At 47.2% G+C, this 17,586-nt stretch carries 16 protein-coding genes; 3 read left to right on the forward strand and 13 right to left on the reverse strand.

All coding sequences use genetic code 11. From position 1 onward, the window contains the following. Positions 1 to 77 precede the first annotated feature (77 nt). Entirely contained in the window at positions 78 to 1,217 is a 1,140-nt protein-coding gene (locus WH43_RS04035) for an alkaline phosphatase family protein (protein WP_082335673.1), read from the forward strand. Here WH43_RS04035 and gloA2 read toward each other — a convergent pair. The 3 genes from gloA2 to WH43_RS04050 all read right to left on the reverse strand — a co-directional run bounded on the left by gloA2 (position 1,153) and on the right by WH43_RS04050 (position 3,549). Then, positions 1,153 to 1,602, reverse strand: coding sequence for an SMU1112c/YaeR family gloxylase I-like metalloprotein (gloA2, locus tag WH43_RS04040; RefSeq protein ID WP_286049451.1), 450 nt, complete (start codon positions 1,600 to 1,602; stop codon positions 1,153 to 1,155). The genes WH43_RS04035 and gloA2 overlap by 65 nt on opposite strands. 84 nt (positions 1,603 to 1,686) lie before the next feature. Continuing rightward, positions 1,687 to 2,331 (reverse strand): GTP cyclohydrolase I FolE, encoded by a 645-nt coding sequence (gene folE / locus WH43_RS04045; RefSeq protein ID WP_053423366.1) that lies wholly within the window; start codon positions 2,329 to 2,331, stop codon positions 1,687 to 1,689. Positions 2,332 to 2,661: 330 nt separating this feature from the next. Next, a complete protein-coding gene (locus WH43_RS04050; protein ID WP_053423367.1) occupies positions 2,662 to 3,549 on the reverse strand; it encodes a LysR family transcriptional regulator in 888 nt (295 codons plus the stop codon). A 143-nt stretch (positions 3,550 to 3,692) separates the two neighbouring features. Here WH43_RS04050 and WH43_RS04055 point away from each other — a divergent pair, with 143 nt between their 5' ends. Then, positions 3,693 to 4,298: a short chain dehydrogenase gene (locus WH43_RS04055; protein ID WP_053423368.1), complete on the forward strand. Its 606-nt coding sequence runs from the start codon at positions 3,693 to 3,695 to the stop codon at positions 4,296 to 4,298. Between the two features lie 591 nt (positions 4,299 to 4,889). Here WH43_RS04055 and mazG read toward each other — a convergent pair. From mazG to rlmD, 3 genes are all read right to left on the reverse strand, one after another. Continuing rightward, positions 4,890 to 5,678 carry a nucleoside triphosphate pyrophosphohydrolase gene (gene mazG / locus WH43_RS04060; protein WP_082335674.1) on the reverse strand — a complete coding sequence of 263 codons (789 nt, stop codon included), beginning with the start codon at positions 5,676 to 5,678 and terminating at the stop codon, positions 4,890 to 4,892. A gap of 71 nt (positions 5,679 to 5,749) precedes the next feature. After that, positions 5,750 to 7,942 carry a GTP diphosphokinase gene (relA, locus tag WH43_RS04065; protein WP_053423369.1) on the reverse strand — a complete coding sequence of 731 codons (2,193 nt, stop codon included), beginning with the start codon at positions 7,940 to 7,942 and terminating at the stop codon, positions 5,750 to 5,752. A 3-nt stretch (positions 7,943 to 7,945) separates the two neighbouring features. Then, on the reverse strand, positions 7,946 to 9,286 hold the full coding sequence (gene rlmD, locus WH43_RS04070; RefSeq protein ID WP_053423370.1) for a 23S rRNA (uracil(1939)-C(5))-methyltransferase RlmD: 1,341 nt from the start codon (positions 9,284 to 9,286) through the stop codon (positions 7,946 to 7,948). Positions 9,287 to 9,372: 86 nt separating this feature from the next. Here rlmD and barA point away from each other — a divergent pair, with 86 nt between their 5' ends. After that, positions 9,373 to 12,147: a two-component sensor histidine kinase BarA gene (gene barA / locus WH43_RS04075; protein WP_053423371.1), complete on the forward strand. Its 2,775-nt coding sequence runs from the start codon at positions 9,373 to 9,375 to the stop codon at positions 12,145 to 12,147. Here the strand turns inward: barA and WH43_RS04080 are convergent. From WH43_RS04080 to pdxJ, 7 genes are all read right to left on the reverse strand, one after another. Next, a complete protein-coding gene (locus WH43_RS04080) occupies positions 12,144 to 12,812 on the reverse strand; it encodes a hypothetical protein (protein ID WP_053423372.1) in 669 nt (222 codons plus the stop codon). The two genes, barA and WH43_RS04080, sit on opposite strands and share 4 nt — an antisense overlap. A 94-nt stretch (positions 12,813 to 12,906) precedes the next feature. Further along, complete coding sequence (locus tag WH43_RS04085; RefSeq protein WP_286049457.1) at positions 12,907 to 14,649, reverse strand: GGDEF domain-containing protein; 1,743 nt, start codon at positions 14,647 to 14,649, stop codon at positions 12,907 to 12,909. An 8-nt stretch (positions 14,650 to 14,657) separates the two neighbouring features. Then, positions 14,658 to 14,933 carry a hypothetical protein gene (locus tag WH43_RS04090; protein WP_053423374.1) on the reverse strand — a complete coding sequence of 92 codons (276 nt, stop codon included), beginning with the start codon at positions 14,931 to 14,933 and terminating at the stop codon, positions 14,658 to 14,660. A gap of 128 nt (positions 14,934 to 15,061) precedes the next feature. After that, a complete protein-coding gene (locus WH43_RS04095; RefSeq protein WP_053423375.1) occupies positions 15,062 to 15,598 on the reverse strand; it encodes a GNAT family N-acetyltransferase in 537 nt (178 codons plus the stop codon). A 1-nt stretch (position 15,599) separates the two neighbouring features. After that, positions 15,600 to 16,388, reverse strand: a complete 789-nt coding sequence (locus WH43_RS04100) for an SAM-dependent methyltransferase (protein WP_053423376.1) — start codon at positions 16,386 to 16,388, stop codon at positions 15,600 to 15,602. Positions 16,389 to 16,476: 88 nt separating this feature from the next. Further along, the gene (gene acpS / locus WH43_RS04105; RefSeq protein WP_053423377.1) at positions 16,477 to 16,854 is read right to left on the reverse strand and encodes a holo-ACP synthase; all 378 of its coding nucleotides are present in this window, start codon (positions 16,852 to 16,854) and stop codon (positions 16,477 to 16,479) included. Beyond that, complete coding sequence (gene pdxJ, locus WH43_RS04110) at positions 16,854 to 17,585, reverse strand: pyridoxine 5'-phosphate synthase (protein WP_053423378.1); 732 nt, start codon at positions 17,583 to 17,585, stop codon at positions 16,854 to 16,856. Before pdxJ ends, acpS begins: the two co-directional genes overlap by 1 nt. Between the last annotated feature and the right edge of the window lies 1 nt (position 17,586).

A 17,586-nucleotide genomic window follows, 5' to 3' on the forward strand; every position in this document is an offset into this window, starting at 1 on the left:
TTGCCATCAGTTTTCAGCTTTGTTGTCATGTTCCACTGGCAGGATCTGCCTCAATCCACTGCTGTTGGGGCTTTCTGATGAAGTTGAACTGGCTTGTATTACTCGTATTACTGTTACCTCTGAGCGTAAAAGCTGAACCTAAAGTCGTATTGGTGAGCATAGACGGAGTGCGCTGGCAGGAAGTTTTTGCCGGAGCCGACCCTACCCTTTACCAACAATCACAATGGGTAAAAACGCCGGAACTGATCCGGGCTTTTAAACCAGGCCAGCCTGAACTTTTAATGCCCTTTTTGCATAAAACAGTGAAGCAGCAAGGCATTACGGTCGGCGACCGTAGTCAGGGCTCAGCTATTAATGTCAGCAATCCTTATCAAATTTCTTATCCCGGTTATCAGGAATTGCTGGCTGGTTTTTCCGATCCCGTCATCAACAGTAATAACAAAATAGCCAACCCCAATGTCACAGTATTGGAATGGCTCAACCAACAGCCACAACTGCAACATAAAGTGGCAGCCTTTGGCTCCTGGGATTTGTTTCCTTATATCTTAAATACAGAGCGTTCAGGCCTGACGGTGAATGCTGGTTTTATGCCGGAGCAAGGTAAACTCAGCGAAAAACAAAAGTATTTGAACCAGTTGCAGGCCAAAACCCCCAGCCCTTTTGCCAGCGTAAGACTGGATGTGTTTACACAGGAATTTGCGCTGGAGCATATGCGCTTACACAAACCTAAATTGCTCTATATAGCCTTGGGTGAAGCCGACGATTTTGCCCATATGGGTCAATACGATCAGTATCTGGCGGCTATTCATCGCAGTGATCAGTTTATTGCCGACTTATGGCAGGAATTACAAAACGACCCTTATTACCGCAACCAAACCACTTTACTGATAAGCACTGATCATGGCCGTGGCGAAGCGACGCAGTGGCGCTCGCATGGCAAAAGTGCAGCTGTGCCTGGTTATAAAGGACCTGTGCCACAAATTGCTGGCTCGGAACAAATTTGGCTAGCAGCTATGGGACCAGAGATCCCGGCGGCTGGTTTAATTCGTACCACTGGAAGCTGGCAACAAGGCCAGATGGCCGCAACATTAGCTGCAGCTCTGGGTTTTGATTATCAGGCGGTTCAACCCAAAGCTGCACAAGCTTTTGATTTTAGCGCCTCAGCTCAGCTGGCAGTATCTGATACAACTCCAACGGTAAATCGTCTGGGTCTTTAAAAAAGGTGTAAGCGCGCTCTGTATAAGGGTCAATCCGCACTGGCTCCACAGCTATACCATGCGCTTCCAAATGCGCCACCATTTGCGCCACATCCAGCACCTGAAAAGCCAGATGGCGTAAGCCCTGCGCTTCAGGTGCACTAGGGCGAGGCGGTGGATTGGGAAAAGAGAACAGCTCGAGCTGACTGCCATCAGGCAACTGCAAGTCCAATTTATAAGACAAACGTTCAGCTCTGTAATGTTCAGCCAGAACTTTCAGGCCAAGGATTTCAGTGTAGAAGTGTTTCGAGCGCTGATAATCACTGCAAATCAGCGCCACATGATGAATACCGGCTAACATAGCTTTACTCGCTCTGGCTAAGACTGCTTGCCAGTGTGCCAGCATCAACCAAACTCAGCCAGTGAAAACCCAAAGTGATTGGGGCGAGAGAACGCAGCCAACAAAGCTGCGGCTCCAAGGACGAAGGGTTTAAAACTTTGATAAAAACTCGGAGCGAGTTGCAGGGTCGGTTTTAAAAGCACCGCCCAAAGCCATAGTCTTAGTGCTGGAACTGGTATCCATCACACCACGGGACTTCACGCAATAATGCACAGCGTCGATACTGACAGCCACGTCTTTTACGCCCAATAAGGCTTGCAAAGACACCTGAATTTGCTGAGTTAAACGCTCCTGCACCTGCGGACGCTGGGCAAAAAACTTCACAATACGATTCAGTTTCGACAAACCAATAATCTTTTTGCCCGGTATATAAGCCACAGTGGCAGTGCCGTCTATAGTGACAAAATGGTGCTCGCAGGTGCTGGTAAAGCTGATGTTTTGCACCTTGACCATTTCTTCAGCACGCATTTTATTGTCGATCATCGAAATCTTTGGAAAAGTGCTGTAATCCAAGCCGGAAAACACTTCATCGACATACATTTTGGCAATACGGGCCGGAGTTTCCGCCAGACTGTCATCTGTTAAATCCAGACCAAGGGTATGTACGACCTGAGTCATTAATTCGGTTAAACGCTGTTTCTTCTGATCATTGGACAAACCGTTGTCCAGCATAGGAGTTTCCAGCCCGGCCGCTTCCAGAGCGCCGCGTACCACTAAAGCAGATTCAGTTAACATAAAAGCTCTCGCCGCTTGTTATCAATAGTGCATGTTATACGCAGACCACAGAGCATTGGTTTAGTTTGGTGAATAGGTTGTTATAGCGGGCTGGCTTTGGTGCAATTGCGTTCACCGCCTGAAAGTAAAAGTGGCCCACTGAGCTTCGGCTCAAACGGCGCGGTCAACTACAACGCAGACACGCCGTAAATACATCCATGTAGGCTCCTGTCCAGCGTCCATGCTGGACAGGGTCTGCTAACGCAGTTGCCCGGCCGTTTTGTGAGATCGACTGTATCGTCACTATGTGCCAGAAGCTGACATTCATAAAAAACATGGACGTGATTAGCCTCATATAAACTGCACTAACTTAGAGATAACCCACTTTTGGAGTGGGTCATCGTTTGTCCTTGGATGCCACGCGACAATAACATCAAAAGGTTCAGGCATTTCATCCAGCTTGATTTCTACCAAGCTACTTTCATTCACAGCTCTTGAAGGTAAGAATGCCAGCGAATCTGTCACGTTTAGATATAAGGGGACAACTGAGAAACAAGGTGCTGTAATCACAACATTTCTCGTTAAATCATGTTTTTCAAACCAATCATCAATAGAACCTTTAAAATTTGGGCGCGAAGGCGATGCTGAAATATTAGGATGCTCAGCGACTTGCTTTAATGTTGCACTTATTTTTGGAATGCTAGAAAAATTTGATGTTACACATACATGCTGTTCTTCAAAAAGTTTCATCGTCAGATATGACGAAGGAACACAGTCAGGAAATGAGATCGCAAGATTTACTTTTCCACTTTCCATATAGTCATGTATTGAATTCACCTCAAAATCTCTGATAATTATTTTCAATTGAGGCGATTGAGTTCTTAACGTTTGAATTAAATGCGGTAGCACTATTTGTTGCGCGTAATCTGTAGCGGCAATAACGAATGTTCCTTGGGCTCTTGCTGGGTCAAATACGCGGGGCGCTAACAAAGTTTGAAACTCTCTAAGTAATCTATCTATATCAACAGATAAATTCTCAGCCAGTGGTGTAGGGATAAATCCATTTGTTTTTCTGATAAATAATCTATCTTCGAATACATCTCTAAGCTTTTTCAGTTGTTCACTGACAGCTTGTTGCGTCAAACCTAATTGATTTGCAGCCTTAGAAGCGCTTTTTTCACGAATGAGTGCTTGAAACACCCGTAGTTGCTTAATGTCTAACCGATCCAACTTACTCATACATCATCCGATATCACCAGAAATTGGCTGTTAACTCAGTATAACCATTTTAATTGGTATCAATCACCTGAAATCATTGTTTTCAATTGTTGAGTTCGGGCAGTAGCATAACTCTAACGAAAACAACATTGGTGGTGAGGCTTATGAAAACTGTTATTCTGATTGGTGCTTTAGGAAAGATGGGAAAGGCAGCTTTAACTGGCTTAGCAAAACATAAAGTGATCACAGCTGGTCGCTCTGGTGATGTTGATCATATCGTCGATATAACCAACGTCGATTCGATCAGAGCCTTGTATGAAAAAGTCGGACACTTCGACGCAGTTGTAAACACAGTCGGGTACTGTGAGTATGCCCCATTTACTGAAATGTCAGAAGCTCAGTGGATGACGACAGTGATGAGCAAAATGATGGGCCAAATCAATCTTGTGCGCATAGGACAGGATTACATCGCTGATAATGGATCATTCACATTGATCAGCGGAATATTAAATGTCAAACCAATTCCTTATGCAATTGCAGATGCAACAACCAGTGGTGCAATTGATACCTTTGTAAAATGCGTTGCGTATGAGATGCCAAGAAATATCCGCATAAATGTCGTGAACCCAACGGTGTTGACAGAGGCATGGGATGTTTACGGTGATATGATGCCGGGTTTTGAACCTGTACCCAGCAGGCTTGTAGGGAAAGCATTCGAGCGATCAGTTGATGGTTTTATCACAGGCCAAGTACTATTTGTTGATGCTTGACCAGTAAGTCATAGAAATGAGCTTAACGAACTGCTCGTTAAGCTCTTGTTAACTACATTTTCAATTCAGTATGTCTGCTTTTCGCTCTTTGCTGCCCTCCAGAAAAGAGGCATTTCCAACTACTGGTACCAATCCCCCATTAGGGCGCGGTTCCGGTACTTCGCTGAGCTCAGTACGTTTATTCGGCGGCAAGCCAAACTATTGGCTTACCGAAATCCCGAATAAACCCAGAAAAAACTGGGTGGCCAAGGTTTTAAGGCTGGGAGTGTTTGAGTGAGGAGTCGGTAGCGACGAGCGAGTTGCCCAGCCGCCTTGGACGCACGATTTTGGGCCGGGCTTTATACTCACTTCGTTCGTACCCCTGCGGGACCAGCTAAAGCTGTTCAACGCAAGCGTTGTCGCTGCGACCTGGGGTCGCCTTTTATGAATTACATCCATGTAATTCACCCTGCGGGCCAGCCTTCGGCTGTTAGAAAGTGCTTCCTGCACTTTCTTGCTTTGGATACTTTCTTTTGGCGAAGCAAAAGCAAAGTATCTCGCCTGCGGCGAAATGCTTTTAGAAGCAAGTCTAAAAGTCTGAAACCCCAACCATCAAACTTTCCCCAGCTTCTCCTGCCTCTTCACCATCTCCCACAACCCATCCATCTCAGCCAAATCACTTTGTGCCGGACTAGAGCCTTGCTCCACCAGTGCCTGTTCCACCTGCCGGAAACGTCGTTCAAACTTTTGATTGGCCTGACGCATGACTTTTTCCGGGTCAAAACCTTGTTTACGCACTACATTGACCAGCGCAAACATCAAATCGCCCAGCTCCTCTTCCAGTTCAGCCGCGCCAGTTGGTAGTTCGGCCACTTCCTGAATTTCTTCCTGCACTTTATCCCAGGCACCTTGTACATCAGGCCAGTCAAAACCCACCTGCGCACAACGCTTTTGCAGTTTGTAAGCGCGACTTAAGGCTGGCATAGCCAGCGGAATATTATCCAGCACTGAGGTTTTGCCGGAAGCAGTACGTTCTGTGGTTTTAATCGCTTCCCAGTTTTGCAGTACCGCTTTGCTGCTCTCTAAATTCATATCGGCAAAGACGTGAGGGTGGCGGCGAATGAGTTTGTCGTTAATAGCGGCAGCGCAGTCGTCAAACTCAAAACGGCCTTCTTCTTTGGCGATCTGGGCGTAAAACACCACCTGAAACAACAAGTCGCCCAGTTCGTCTTTTAGCTCGGCATAGTCTTCGCGCGCTATGGCATCCGCCACTTCATAAGCTTCTTCCAGCGTATAAGGCACTATGGTCTGGTAGGTTTGTTCTTTGTCCCAGGGACAGCCGTTTTGTGGGTCCCGCAGTCTGGCCATAATGGCCAATAGTTGCTGAAGTGGTTGTGACACAATCTCTCCTACAGAAAGGGCACCGGAGTTTTAACTCCAGTGCAGATAGGTATCAAAATAGAGGTGAAAAACTAGTGAAACCGTTTCGCTTCAATCACATCATCAATCTGGCTGACTTTGGTCAGCAGCTTGTTCAGTGAGTCCAGGTTATACAGCTCCATCGTCATAATGATGGTGGCGGTTTGCTGCGAGATGTCCGAATTACTGCTCATCCGCAACACGTTAGCTTTTTCATTCGCCAGAATGCTGGTGATATCGCGTAACAAGCCATTGCGGTCATGCGCCACAATACGAATAGTCACTTCATAACCTGAAGCGTATTTATCGCCCCAGGTTGCTTCCACCACCCGTTCACGATGCGCTTCCTGCAGCACTTTAAATTGCTCACAGTCGTCGCGGTGCACAGCAATGCCGCGGCCTTGGGTGATATAGCCAACAATAGCGTCACCCGGCAGCGGCTGGCAGCAACCGGCCATATGAGTTAATAAGTTACCTACGCCCTGCACTACCACATGGCTTTTTGGCTGATTCGAAATAGGTTTGCTGATCAGGCGCGGGTCGATCTCAGGCTGCTGCAATTTGCCCGACTGGCTTTGTATGTAATGCACCACTTGGGTGACTTTAATTTCACCGCCGCCAATACCAGCCAAAATCTCTTCCATGCTGTTGACGTTAAAACGCGCCAGCACCTTAGGAATATTGTCGATACTCAGGTTCAGGCGGTTTAATTCGGTATCCAGCAGCTCTTTACCAGCCGCTATGTTTTTATCTCTGTCCTGCAGGCGGAACCAGTACTGCACCTTCGACCGGGCGCGGCTGGATTTTAAATAGCCCGAGTTCGGGTTAAGCCAGTCGCGGCTTGGGTTAGGCTCGCGGCCTGTTAAAATTTCAATTTGATCGCCGGTTTTCAACTGATAGGTAAAAGGCACAATACGGCCGGAAATCTTCGCGCCTATGCAGCGGTGACCCACATTAGAATGCACATAATAAGCAAAATCCAACGGTGTGGAACCCACAGGCAAATCGACGATATCGCCTTTCGGCGTAAAGACATACACCCTGTCTTCTGTGACCTGATTTTTAAGCTCTTCAGCTAAATCCGAGCCGTCGACCAGCTCTTCCTGCCAGGCCAAGAGTTTGCGTAACCAGCCAATTTTTTCATCGAGCTGGCCTTCTTTACCCGCATGGCCTGCGCCTTCTTTGTAACGCCAGTGTGCCGCTACACCTAACTCAGCGTCGTCATGCATCTGATGAGTACGAATTTGAATTTCGACAGGGCGACCGGCAGGACCAAGTACGACTGTATGAATTGACTGATAGCCGTTTTGTTTTGGCGTGGCTATATAGTCGTCGAATTCTTTGGGCAGATGGCGCCAGGAGGTATGCACTATGCCCAAAGCGGCGTAACAGTCCTGCACCTTGGTGGTGACAATACGCACGGCACGAATATCGTACAGCTGATCAAAAGCCAGCTGCTTTTTCTGCATCTTTTTCCAGATACTGAAAATATGTTTAGGCCGGCCGTACACTTCGACCGAAATGGCGGCGTCCTGCATTTTTTGCCGCACTGAGGCGACAAAATCCTGCATATACTGCTCACGGTCTAAGCGCTTTTCTTCCAGCAAACTGGCAATTTGTTTATAGGTTTGTGGGTGCAGGTAACGAAAAGCTAAGTCTTCCAGCTCCCATTTGATTTGGCCTATCCCCAAACGGTTCGCCAGTGGGCCAAAAATCGCATTGGTTTCTTTGGCGGCCAGTACGCGGGTTTCTTCGTCGGCGTTTTTTACCGAGCGCAGGTAACAAATTTGTGCCGCCAGCTTTAACACCACAGCGCGCACATCTTCCACCATGGCCAATAACATACGGCGCAGGTTGTCGGCTTGTTGTGGATTGCTGCTTTGATTGGGCCCAACAGGAATAGAACGAATAGCTTCCATCTGGCGCACGGCGTTCAGCATCGCCAATACGGCTGAGCAAAACTGAGTTTCCACCTGCTCCAGTTCAATCAGTTTGGCGTCCACTAATGGAAATAACAGGGCTGCAGTTAAGGCATCTTTGTCCATACGCAAATCAGCCAGAATTTCGACCATTTCCCAGCCCGTTTGTACTTCGGGTTCCTGATCGGTCAGATTCTGCTGATGTAACCAGAGTTCAGCATCCAGCAGCGCACTGATTTTAGCTTCAGGTAAACCTAAAGCGCTTAACCAGCTCTGAGTGCCGCCTGGGTGGTATTCGGCGCTATGTGATTGCCTTACCGTCACCATTCGTTACTTTCTCCTGTAAAACAAGGCCATCAACTCCAGATGGCTGGTTTGTGGAAACATGTCCATTGCACTGATTTTATCCAGCTGATAGCCACAAGCCAGTAATACTTTTGCATCCCGGGCAAAAGTAAGCGGATTACAGGACACGTACAATATCCGTGCCGGACTTAAGCCCGCTATTTGTTCTATGGCTCCAACAGCACCAGCACGTGCCGGGTCGAGCAGCACTTTTTGGTACTTCGGCTGATTCCAGTCGGCTTTTGGCCATGGCAGATGCAAGTCAGCCTGGCTAAAACTCAGGTTGTTCAGGCCATTGAGCTCTGCATTGGATTCTGCTCGTTGCACCATAGTGGTGACACCCTCCAGTCCATGCACCCATTTAACGCGCTGCGCTAAAGCCAGACTGAAATTCCCTATACCACAATACAGCTCCAGCACCTGATCGTCAGGCTGCAGACTGAGCCAATCCAGTGCCTGCTGCACCATTTGTTGATTAATACTCTGATTTACCTGAATAAAATCAGCGGCAGAAAACTTAAGCTTTAAAGCCAAATCAGGCAAAGCGTAGCAGGGTTCTGCAGTTCCGACTTGCCAATGCTGATAAAGTTCAGGCTCTGCTTCACCTATCCACACAGCTTCTGGCCAAGCCTGGATCAAAGCCTGTTGATCGGACGCTGGCAAAGGCCGGATATGCCGCACTATTAAATACACCTGACCGTCCGCATCCAGCGCTTCGACATGCGTAATGGCTGCGCCTTGTTGCAGTGTTGGCAATTGCTGTTGCAACACATTAAATACTGGCGCTAAAGCCGGGCTTAGCACCAGACAGTGCTCAACAGAGGTAATAACTTTGTCATTGGCTTTCCGAAAGCCCACAGTAAATTGCTGCGTTTTTTTATCAAACCAAACGCCAATACGGGCTTTACGTCTATAACCCTGCCCCTCGCTTTTCAGCGGTGCCTGCCAGGGTAAGCTGGTTAAGCCAGTTTGATGGCGGATCAGTTGGTCCACCCCTTGCTGCTTTAATTCCAGCTGGTGTTCTGCCGACAAATACTGCAGCTGACAACCGCCACAGTCAGCAAAATGCTTGCATGCTGCTGTCTGGCGCAAAGACGAAGCCTGCAGCACTTTCACTACTTTGCCTTTGGCTGATTTGTCTTTTTGCTCGGTCAACTGCACTTTAACCCGCTCGCCGGGCAAAGCGCCACTGACGAAGACAATACGCTTTTGCTCAAAACCTATGCCCTGAGCTTCGTGATCCAGACGTTCAATCTGTACTTCGATTTGTTTTAACTGTTGAGGTTTATCTTTGGCGCCTTTGGCTGCCTGATAAATTTTGACCATCTGGACTTAGTACCTGTGGTGGGCTTTTTGTAAGCCTTGTGTCATTATCAATTCGCTCCGGACTATTCTATCAAGCAGCGCTACAGATGACGAAAATTGGTTTAAGAGATTGGGTCTTGTTGACCACCCTGGTGCCGACCTTACTGGTCAGTTTATGCCTTGGGGGTTATTTTAGCTATGCCCGCTATCATGATTTGGCCCAGTATCTGGAAGAACAGGCTGAAAACATTGCAGTACCCTTAGCTATCGCCAGCGAACATGCCTTATTACATAACAGCAGACAGGACGTCAAACGTTTGCTGGATGTCAGTCACAGAAAAAACTCAGCGCTGGTGAAAAGTATCGCCATTTTTAATGCCGACCATGAGCTTTTTGTCACGACCAACTATCACAAAGACTTCGCCATGCTGAAGTACGAGTCCAGCAGCGCTATTCCACAGCAAAGCACTATCACGGATCTGGGCAACTGGCTGGTGATCCGTACCCCTATTCTGCCGGAACAGGCCGATTTCAGCACAGCGCCAGCCGATCAACCTTTGGGTTATATCTCAGTTCAGGTGGCTAAAGATAAAGTTATGCTGGCCCAGCAAACTTCTTTGCTCAGCAGTTTGCTGATGATTTTATTAGGCCTTGCTGCCTGTGTGTATTTCAGTTTGCGGCTGATAAAGAAAGTCAGTCAGCCTCTGCAACAAATGGGAGATGTCATAGCGCAACTGCGTGAGGGCAACTATCAAAGCCAATTGCAACAGCCATTTTTAGGTGAACTAGAGCAGTTACGTACCGGTATTAATGCACTGGCTACTGCGCTGAAAACGCACGATGAAGAAATGCAGCAAAGCATTGAACAGGCCACCAGCGACTTACAACAAAGTATGGAACAGCTGGAAATGCAGAACATTGAGCTGGACCTGTCACGCAAAAAAGCGATGGAAGATAACCGCAGCAAATCTGACTTCCTCGCTAAAATGTCTCACGAATTACGTACACCGCTGAATGCGGTTATCGGTTTTGCCCGGCAGCTCCTCAAAACTAACCTGACCCATAACCAGCAGGACTATCTGGCCACTATTCAAAAGTCTGCCAACAGCTTACTCAGTCTGGTGAATGATGTATTGGATTACGCCAGGCTGGAAGAAGGCCGGATGCCGATTAATCCTGAGCCTTTTTCATTACGTGATTTGCTGCACGATGCGGTGGAGTTATTGGCTTCGAATGCCTTTGATAAGCAGCTTGAATTGGTGCTGTTGATCGACAACAGCTGTCCTGACGATTTAATTGCCGACCCGATGCGGATTAATCAGATCCTGACCAATATTGCCGGTAATGCGATTAAATTCACAGAACAAGGCAGCGTGGTGATCCGCGTTAGCGGTCGGCCTATGCCTGATGAGCAATGGCAACTGCGTTTTTCGGTGCAGGATACCGGCATAGGTATTTCTGAAGAACAACAAAAAAGTTTGTTTGGTGGCTTTACCCAGGCCGATAACAGTATTGGCCGACGTTATGGTGGCACAGGTTTGGGTTTAGTGATTTCTCAGCGCCTGGTGACAGCCATGGGCGGCAAAATTGGTTTTGAAAGTAAAGCCGGTGAAGGTTCAACCTTCTGGTTTACCTTGCTGTGCAAACGCCATCACTTATCCATAGCCGAGCCTTTACCCCTGGCGGAATTGAAGCAGAAAACTATTTTGTATTTTGAACCCCAACAGTATTCGCGAGAGGCCATGTTGGCCCAGTTGGATCAGTGGGGGATGAATATCATCAGTTGCAGCAATATGAGTCAGTTAAGTCAAACTCTGGCTTTGCAGCCACAAATAGATGTGGCACTCATTGGTCGTTCTATATCCCTGAATCAGGTGAATCAGGTGATTGAGCTACTGCAGCAGTTACAACTGCATAGTGACCAGCTGTATTTGCTGGTCAATACCTTATCGCCTAACTTACGTGAAGTACTGCAGGCCTCTGGCGCCAAAGCTGTGTTATCCAAACCTGCGCATTACCGCAAACTGGCCATGACTCTGGCGCAGCCTTATTTAGATTTTCCTGAGCAAAACCCCTTGCAGGACAAACCCAAAGCTCGTTTACGGGTGTTGTCAGTGGACGATAATGAAGCCAACTTAAAGCTGATTAATACCCTGCTGTCTGAAATGGTAGAGCAAGTGGATTCAGCCCGTAATGGCGCCGAAGCCTGGCAAAAAGCCAACCAGCAGCATTATGATCTGATTTTTATGGATATTAATATGCCTGTGATGGACGGCATTCAAGCCTGTCAGCGCATTCAACAAAGCTCGCTGAACGAAGCGACACCTATTATAGCTGTAACGGCACATGCCTTAGAGGGCGAACGTGAGCGGCTTCTCTCTTTAGGCTTTTGTGAGTTTTTAACTAAACCTCTGGATGAAAAACTGCTGCATTACACCTTGCGTGAATGTTGCCCTGATTTTCAGCAAGCATTAGCCGCCTCAACCAGTGAAAATCAACTACCGCAAAGCAAACAACTGGATTGGACTCTGGCTTTGCAAAGAGCGGGCGGAAAACTGGATTTAGCCAAAGAAATGTTATGGATGCTGGTGCAGTCTTTACCCGACAGCTTGCTACTGATCCAGCAGGCGATGCAGCAACAGGACGCTGAACAACTACTGCAGCATATCCACAAACTGCATGGTGCCAGTTGTTATACGGGCTTGCCCGTATTGAAGCAACTGACAGAACTGATTGAAACTGAACTTAAAAAAGGCAAACAAACCGAACAACTGGAACCGGAGTTGTTTGAATTGCAGGACAGGATCCAGTCTTTATTACAGGACGCGAAAAACTGGCCGCCATTGGTGACAGAGCCCACACCGACAAAAGTGTCAGGCTAATCCTTAGCGTATGTACGGCGTTTCAGCAAAATGTCGTTGATTTGCTCTACAGTGGTATCGGTTTCACAGGGCGTGCTGGTCATTAACCAGATTGCGCCCTTACGTGACTCCGCTGGCGGAATTTTCCAGCAGCCATGCTCACCTTTCATCAACTCAGAGCCATCGGCATAAGTTTTTACTGTTTTTAGCATGGCCGGAGCAAGCTCACCTTCTGCTGCACTGCCGGACCTGCTCACAACCTCAGGTTGTTGTTGTCTTGGCACTGCTGGCTCCAGAGTTTTCGCGGCAACAGCAGCGAAAGCGCGATCAGCCAGCGACATGGCAGCTGTAGGTTGAGATGGTTTTGTTACTTCTGGTCGCGTATTTGTGGCAGGCTCAGCACTGACGATGCCTTCAGATCCGCTTATCACCTTGGATTGGGTCGTTTTACTGCGGACAGCAGATGGTTTTGCAGGCGGAGCAATGACAGGCTCAGGCCCGCTGTGTTGGCCAGCGGGCAGCGTTTCATGCTGGGAAACAACTTTTGGTTTTTCGCGGACCTGTGTATAGCTGTATGTCTGGATCACCGCAGAAGAAGCTGGCTTTTCAGGTACAGGAAGAATGATAAGAGTCAGAGCCCACAGCAATAACGCATGCGCTACAACAGAAAATATCCATATTTTCAAAGCAAAACTCCGATGTCAGACTGAAACCTCTGACATCGGAGTCACTCGAAAATTCAATGGTACGGCACAACGCATCATCTAAAACTCTGATAGATCAGCCCTGAAAAAACTGGACCTTATTGCGCCCTTGTTGTTTGGCCTGATACATAGCGGTATCCGCATCTTCAATCAACTTGGTTAAGTGGTAACCGGAGATTTCAGCTGAAGTCACACCAAAACTGGCACTTAACTTAAACTCATACCCCGACGCTGCAGTATCAATATTGCTGATAGCGTCACGACAAATATCCGCCAATAAATGCGCTTTATCACTCTGGCAACCAGGTAATAAGATGGCAAACTCTTCGCCACCAATACGGCCAAACACATCGTTATTGCGCATAAAATTACGGCAGGTATCCACGGTCTGGCGCAACGCCCAATCGCCTGCAGCATGGCCATGCTGATCGTTAATCTGTTTAAAATGGTCCAGATCAAACACAATAAGCGCAGCAGGTAACTGACCTTTTTCACACAAAGCCAAAGCCCCTTTGGCTGAAGTGGAAAAGTGGTATCTGTTGCTGATAGCGGTTAAATCATCATACTCAGCTAAAGCTTTAAAACGCTGGCGGGCAATAAAACTTCGATAAGCCATCACAGCAAAACCTAACACCAACACAGCTAAAGCAATAATCAATAGTTTATTCAAGGTCGCCTGATGTCTCAGTGTGGTTTGCTCGTACTGCAACAGTTGATTGTCTTTGTCCAGTAAGGCAATTTTTTGACTCTGCGCCAAAATCTCTGAGTGAGCCGTATGGTAGGCCATCTGTTGGGCCGACTTATCATCCATAAAAGCTGTGAACGCAGCAGTATACTGTTCATGATAACCAAGTGCCTGCTGGTAGTCTTTTTCTTGTTTAGCGGCACGATACAAAACCTGATAAGAGTGGACTAGTGGAAAGTAGTTTTTAAAAGACGCTGCCTCAGCGACCACCAGGTTGGCGTATGCTTTGGCCTGGTCCAACTCACCCAGCATTAAGAAGCTCTCAGCCAACAAATAATTGAATTCTGTGATTAAGCGCAGATATTTAGTATCCGCAGCTTTTTTATGTTCTTTAAGCAAAAGCTGCTTACTCTGCTCATAAAGTCCCTCTTTGAATAATAATTTTGCCTTGGTCACCATAATAAGTTGCCTCCACAGCGGCTCATTATGGTCTTCACAGTAGCGGATACCTGAGTCTATCTCACGCTTCAACAACTCTGTCTGATCACTGGAATACCAGGCTTCAAGACGCAGTTGATAAGCAGCACATACTGAATTTTCACTGGGGTTCTCTGCGATAAGCTGGTCTAGATAAGAAACAGATAAGTCATAACGTTCAATCATGGTATACATCATAGCTATGACTCTTAAACCATGCTCTCTGGCTATAGGCTGGTGTACTTGAGGCAATTGATTGATCAACTGTTCAAAATACAAAAATGCGTCGAGATACCTTCTGACAATGATAAGACTATTGATTGATAAAGCTTTGGCGCGAAAAGAGATGGCCAGATCTGAGTTTGCAGTCAATGGCTGTAATATCAATAGCGCTTGATCTATATCGCCAAGGTAACTGAGCTTATATGCCTTGAGTAACTGCAGATAATCAGTTTCGAAAGGTGATAATTGCGTTCCACTCTTCGCTAAAACATCAATACCTTCGCTGAATTCTGCAAATTTTGAACTCTTGATTTTATCGAGATAAGTTAACTGCTCTACTGACGCCTGCAGAGCAGTTGGCAGGATAAACGCAAATAAAAGTAGAGGCAGCCAGAATATCTGCCGCCTGTATCTTCTTGTATCGCCAAAAATCACTGGCAAAACTAACCAACCTTCAAGACGGAACTAATCTCTTTTTCAGGCTGATCTTCAGGCTCATCCTGTGGTTCTTCTTCCGGCTCTTCTGCAGGGTGAAGTCCACACACCACATTAGTCCTGGCTCCTAACAAATGCTCAAGCCGGACTTGATCGCCCGCGATGACTGCATCAATTAACGCAGGATCCGTGTCCGTCATTAAGGTTGCCAACTGTTCAGCATCTGCATGACGAAACTCCGCGTTTTGGCCCAACTTCTCTAACAAATTGATAATATTTGACATCATAACTCCACAACAATAAAACTAAGCATCAATCCAAGCTTGATACCAGAAGGGCTCACGCAAGCCCACTTTAAAGCGATAAAATTAAAAGCACAAGCGCACAAAAAAGCTCTTGATTTAAATTTTTATCAGAATGGTACTAAAGCATCATTATGTTTCACCCAGTAGGTTCTGGGGCAGATTAAATCAGGTTGAAAACCGGTTTTTACGACCAGTTGCACTGCGGCTTTATTTTTAGGATCTAAATCACCTTTGATCACTGCACCCTGAAATTGGAGCTGTACCCGTTGAATGAGTGCGGCCAAAGCTTCCCTTGCATAGCCCTTACCATGCCAGGGGCGCAATAACATAATACCGACTTCAACTTCTGTAGTTTGACTATTCCATTGATTGATAGCGCACAAGCCTGCGCTTTGCCCGTGCGCCACAATGGTCAGAAATAATCGTTTAAAAGGAGTTTTGGCATTAAGACCTAAGGCTATCTGAAAGCTATGTTTGGCTTTTTCAGGCAGCAAAGGCTTACCAACAAAAGCCATAGACGCAGTATTGGTATACAAATCCAGATACAACTGCAGGTCCTGTTCAGCTAAAGGCCGGATCAGCAAACGTGAGCTGCTGATCACAAAATGTTCTGCTGTTGCAGCGTACAACCACTCTGTTGCCATGTTAATTTTCTTGAGCAGCCAGAATGTTCAATTGATCCAGAATCACCCTATTGGCTTTAGCAACAGTAGCAGGCGGTATTACTAAGGTCGTTTTTAAGTCCATCTGTGCTTTAGGTAAATCAGATAAAGCAATAGGTTCAATCCGGGGCTGCTGAATAGGTAAAGTAACGGCTTCGTATAAGATGACCTGATGATCCAGTGGATACCATTGACTCAAGAGTTCAACCAAAACCTCACGATATGCACTGCCTGTGCTGAATTTCGCCAGCGACTTATCCCCAGCCACACCGGGTTGCCATAAAATTAAGTAGGCTGCTGTATCTATAGTGCGCTGATAAAACATCAGATTACTGGCTTCATAATGCTGGCAGCCATAAGTGCCCGGGTCCAGACCCAAGTCGGCATACAAACAATCTTCGGCTGAAATACCGGGCTCCATATGAGCCCTGTAACCTGCCGCAACAGCTTCTTTTATCGCCTGATGCGGTACCCAGGCAAACACGCCGGGATGGCCGTAAAAAGCACCACAGACTTTTTTACCTGCATGCACTTCAGCCAGTATAGCTGCCACCATTTGCTGATAGGTGATCATGCGGGATTGGCCCTCACAGTAATACGGCTGCAGGCTACGCACATCGGCATTCATACTCTGGATCCAGAGTTCGGTAGTACCATCTGCGACCAGTACAAACACCACATCAGCCTGTTCAATATAACTACGGGATAAAGGACTGATATGAGAACCCAAGGTCATACCTGTGCCTACACAAACCAAACTACCTTTTTGCATTTACTTCACTCCTGCCGTAAGTGAAGTACTTATACCCTAATTAGTTAGAAAATTGGTAGGGCCGTGGGTTTATCCCCGCCCGCAAAGATTAGGATTCAAGGATCACGGTAGCACAGGCGTAGGCTTGTTCGTCACTGATAGACAGCCAGACTGAACGCACTTGCATGGAATCAGCCAGTTCTTTAGCCGGACCTGTCAGCTCAAGTTGCGGGCGACCTGAAGGGTCGTTGCTGACAATAAAATGTTGAAAGGAAATACCCCGGCCTATGCCGGTACCCAAGGCTTTCGCTGCCGCTTCTTTCGCAGCAAAACGTTTGGCGAAATATCGGGCTGGCTGACCATGAGCAGCCAGAATCTGCTGCTCAGATTCAGTCAATACCCGTTGCACTAAACGGGGTGAGCGCGCCAGACTGTGCTCGATACGCGCTATTTCAATAATGTCGGTACCTAAACCAACAATGGCCATTAACGGCGCGCCTCGACCATCAGGCGCTTCATTTCAGCCACTGCCGGGCCTAAACCAGAGAAGATAGCGCGGGCCACTATCGCATGACCAATATTCAGCTCGTACATTTGTTCAATTGCAGCTATAGGCTGCACGTTATGGTAATGCAGACCATGCCCGGCGTTGACTGTTAAGCCCAACGAAGCGGCATAAGCGGCAGCTTCAGTGATCCGCTGCAGTTCTGCTTTTTGCTTTTTCGGATCCGTCGCTTCAGCGTACTGGCCTGTATGAATTTCAATATAAGGTGCACCCGCTTTAGCAGCTGCAGCTATTTGTTTTTCATCGGCGTCGATAAACAAGGACACTAAAATATTGTCTTGTTGCAGGCGAAGCACAGCATCCTGAATTTTATCGAACTGACCTGCCACTTCCAAACCACCTTCTGTGGTCAGTTCCTGGCGTTTTTCCGGTACTAAACAGCAGAATTCAGGTTTCAGTTGTGCGGCTATGCCTAACATTTCATCAGTCACAGCCATTTCGAAATTTAAACGGGTGGCTATGGTTTGACGCAACACAAATAAATCGCGGTCCTGAATATGACGGCGATCTTCACGTAAATGCACCGTAATACCGTCAGCACCAAACTGCTCCGCCAATAAAGCCGCATGCACAGGTTCAGGGTAATAAGTGCCACGAGCCTGACGTAAAGTGGCAACGTGATCGATATTGATACCTAAATAAATGGGGCTCATA

It is taken from the genome of Rheinheimera sp. KL1 (assembly GCF_001275035.1).
In the GTDB taxonomy this organism is placed as follows: Bacteria; Pseudomonadota; Gammaproteobacteria; order Enterobacterales; family Alteromonadaceae; genus Pararheinheimera; species Pararheinheimera tangshanensis.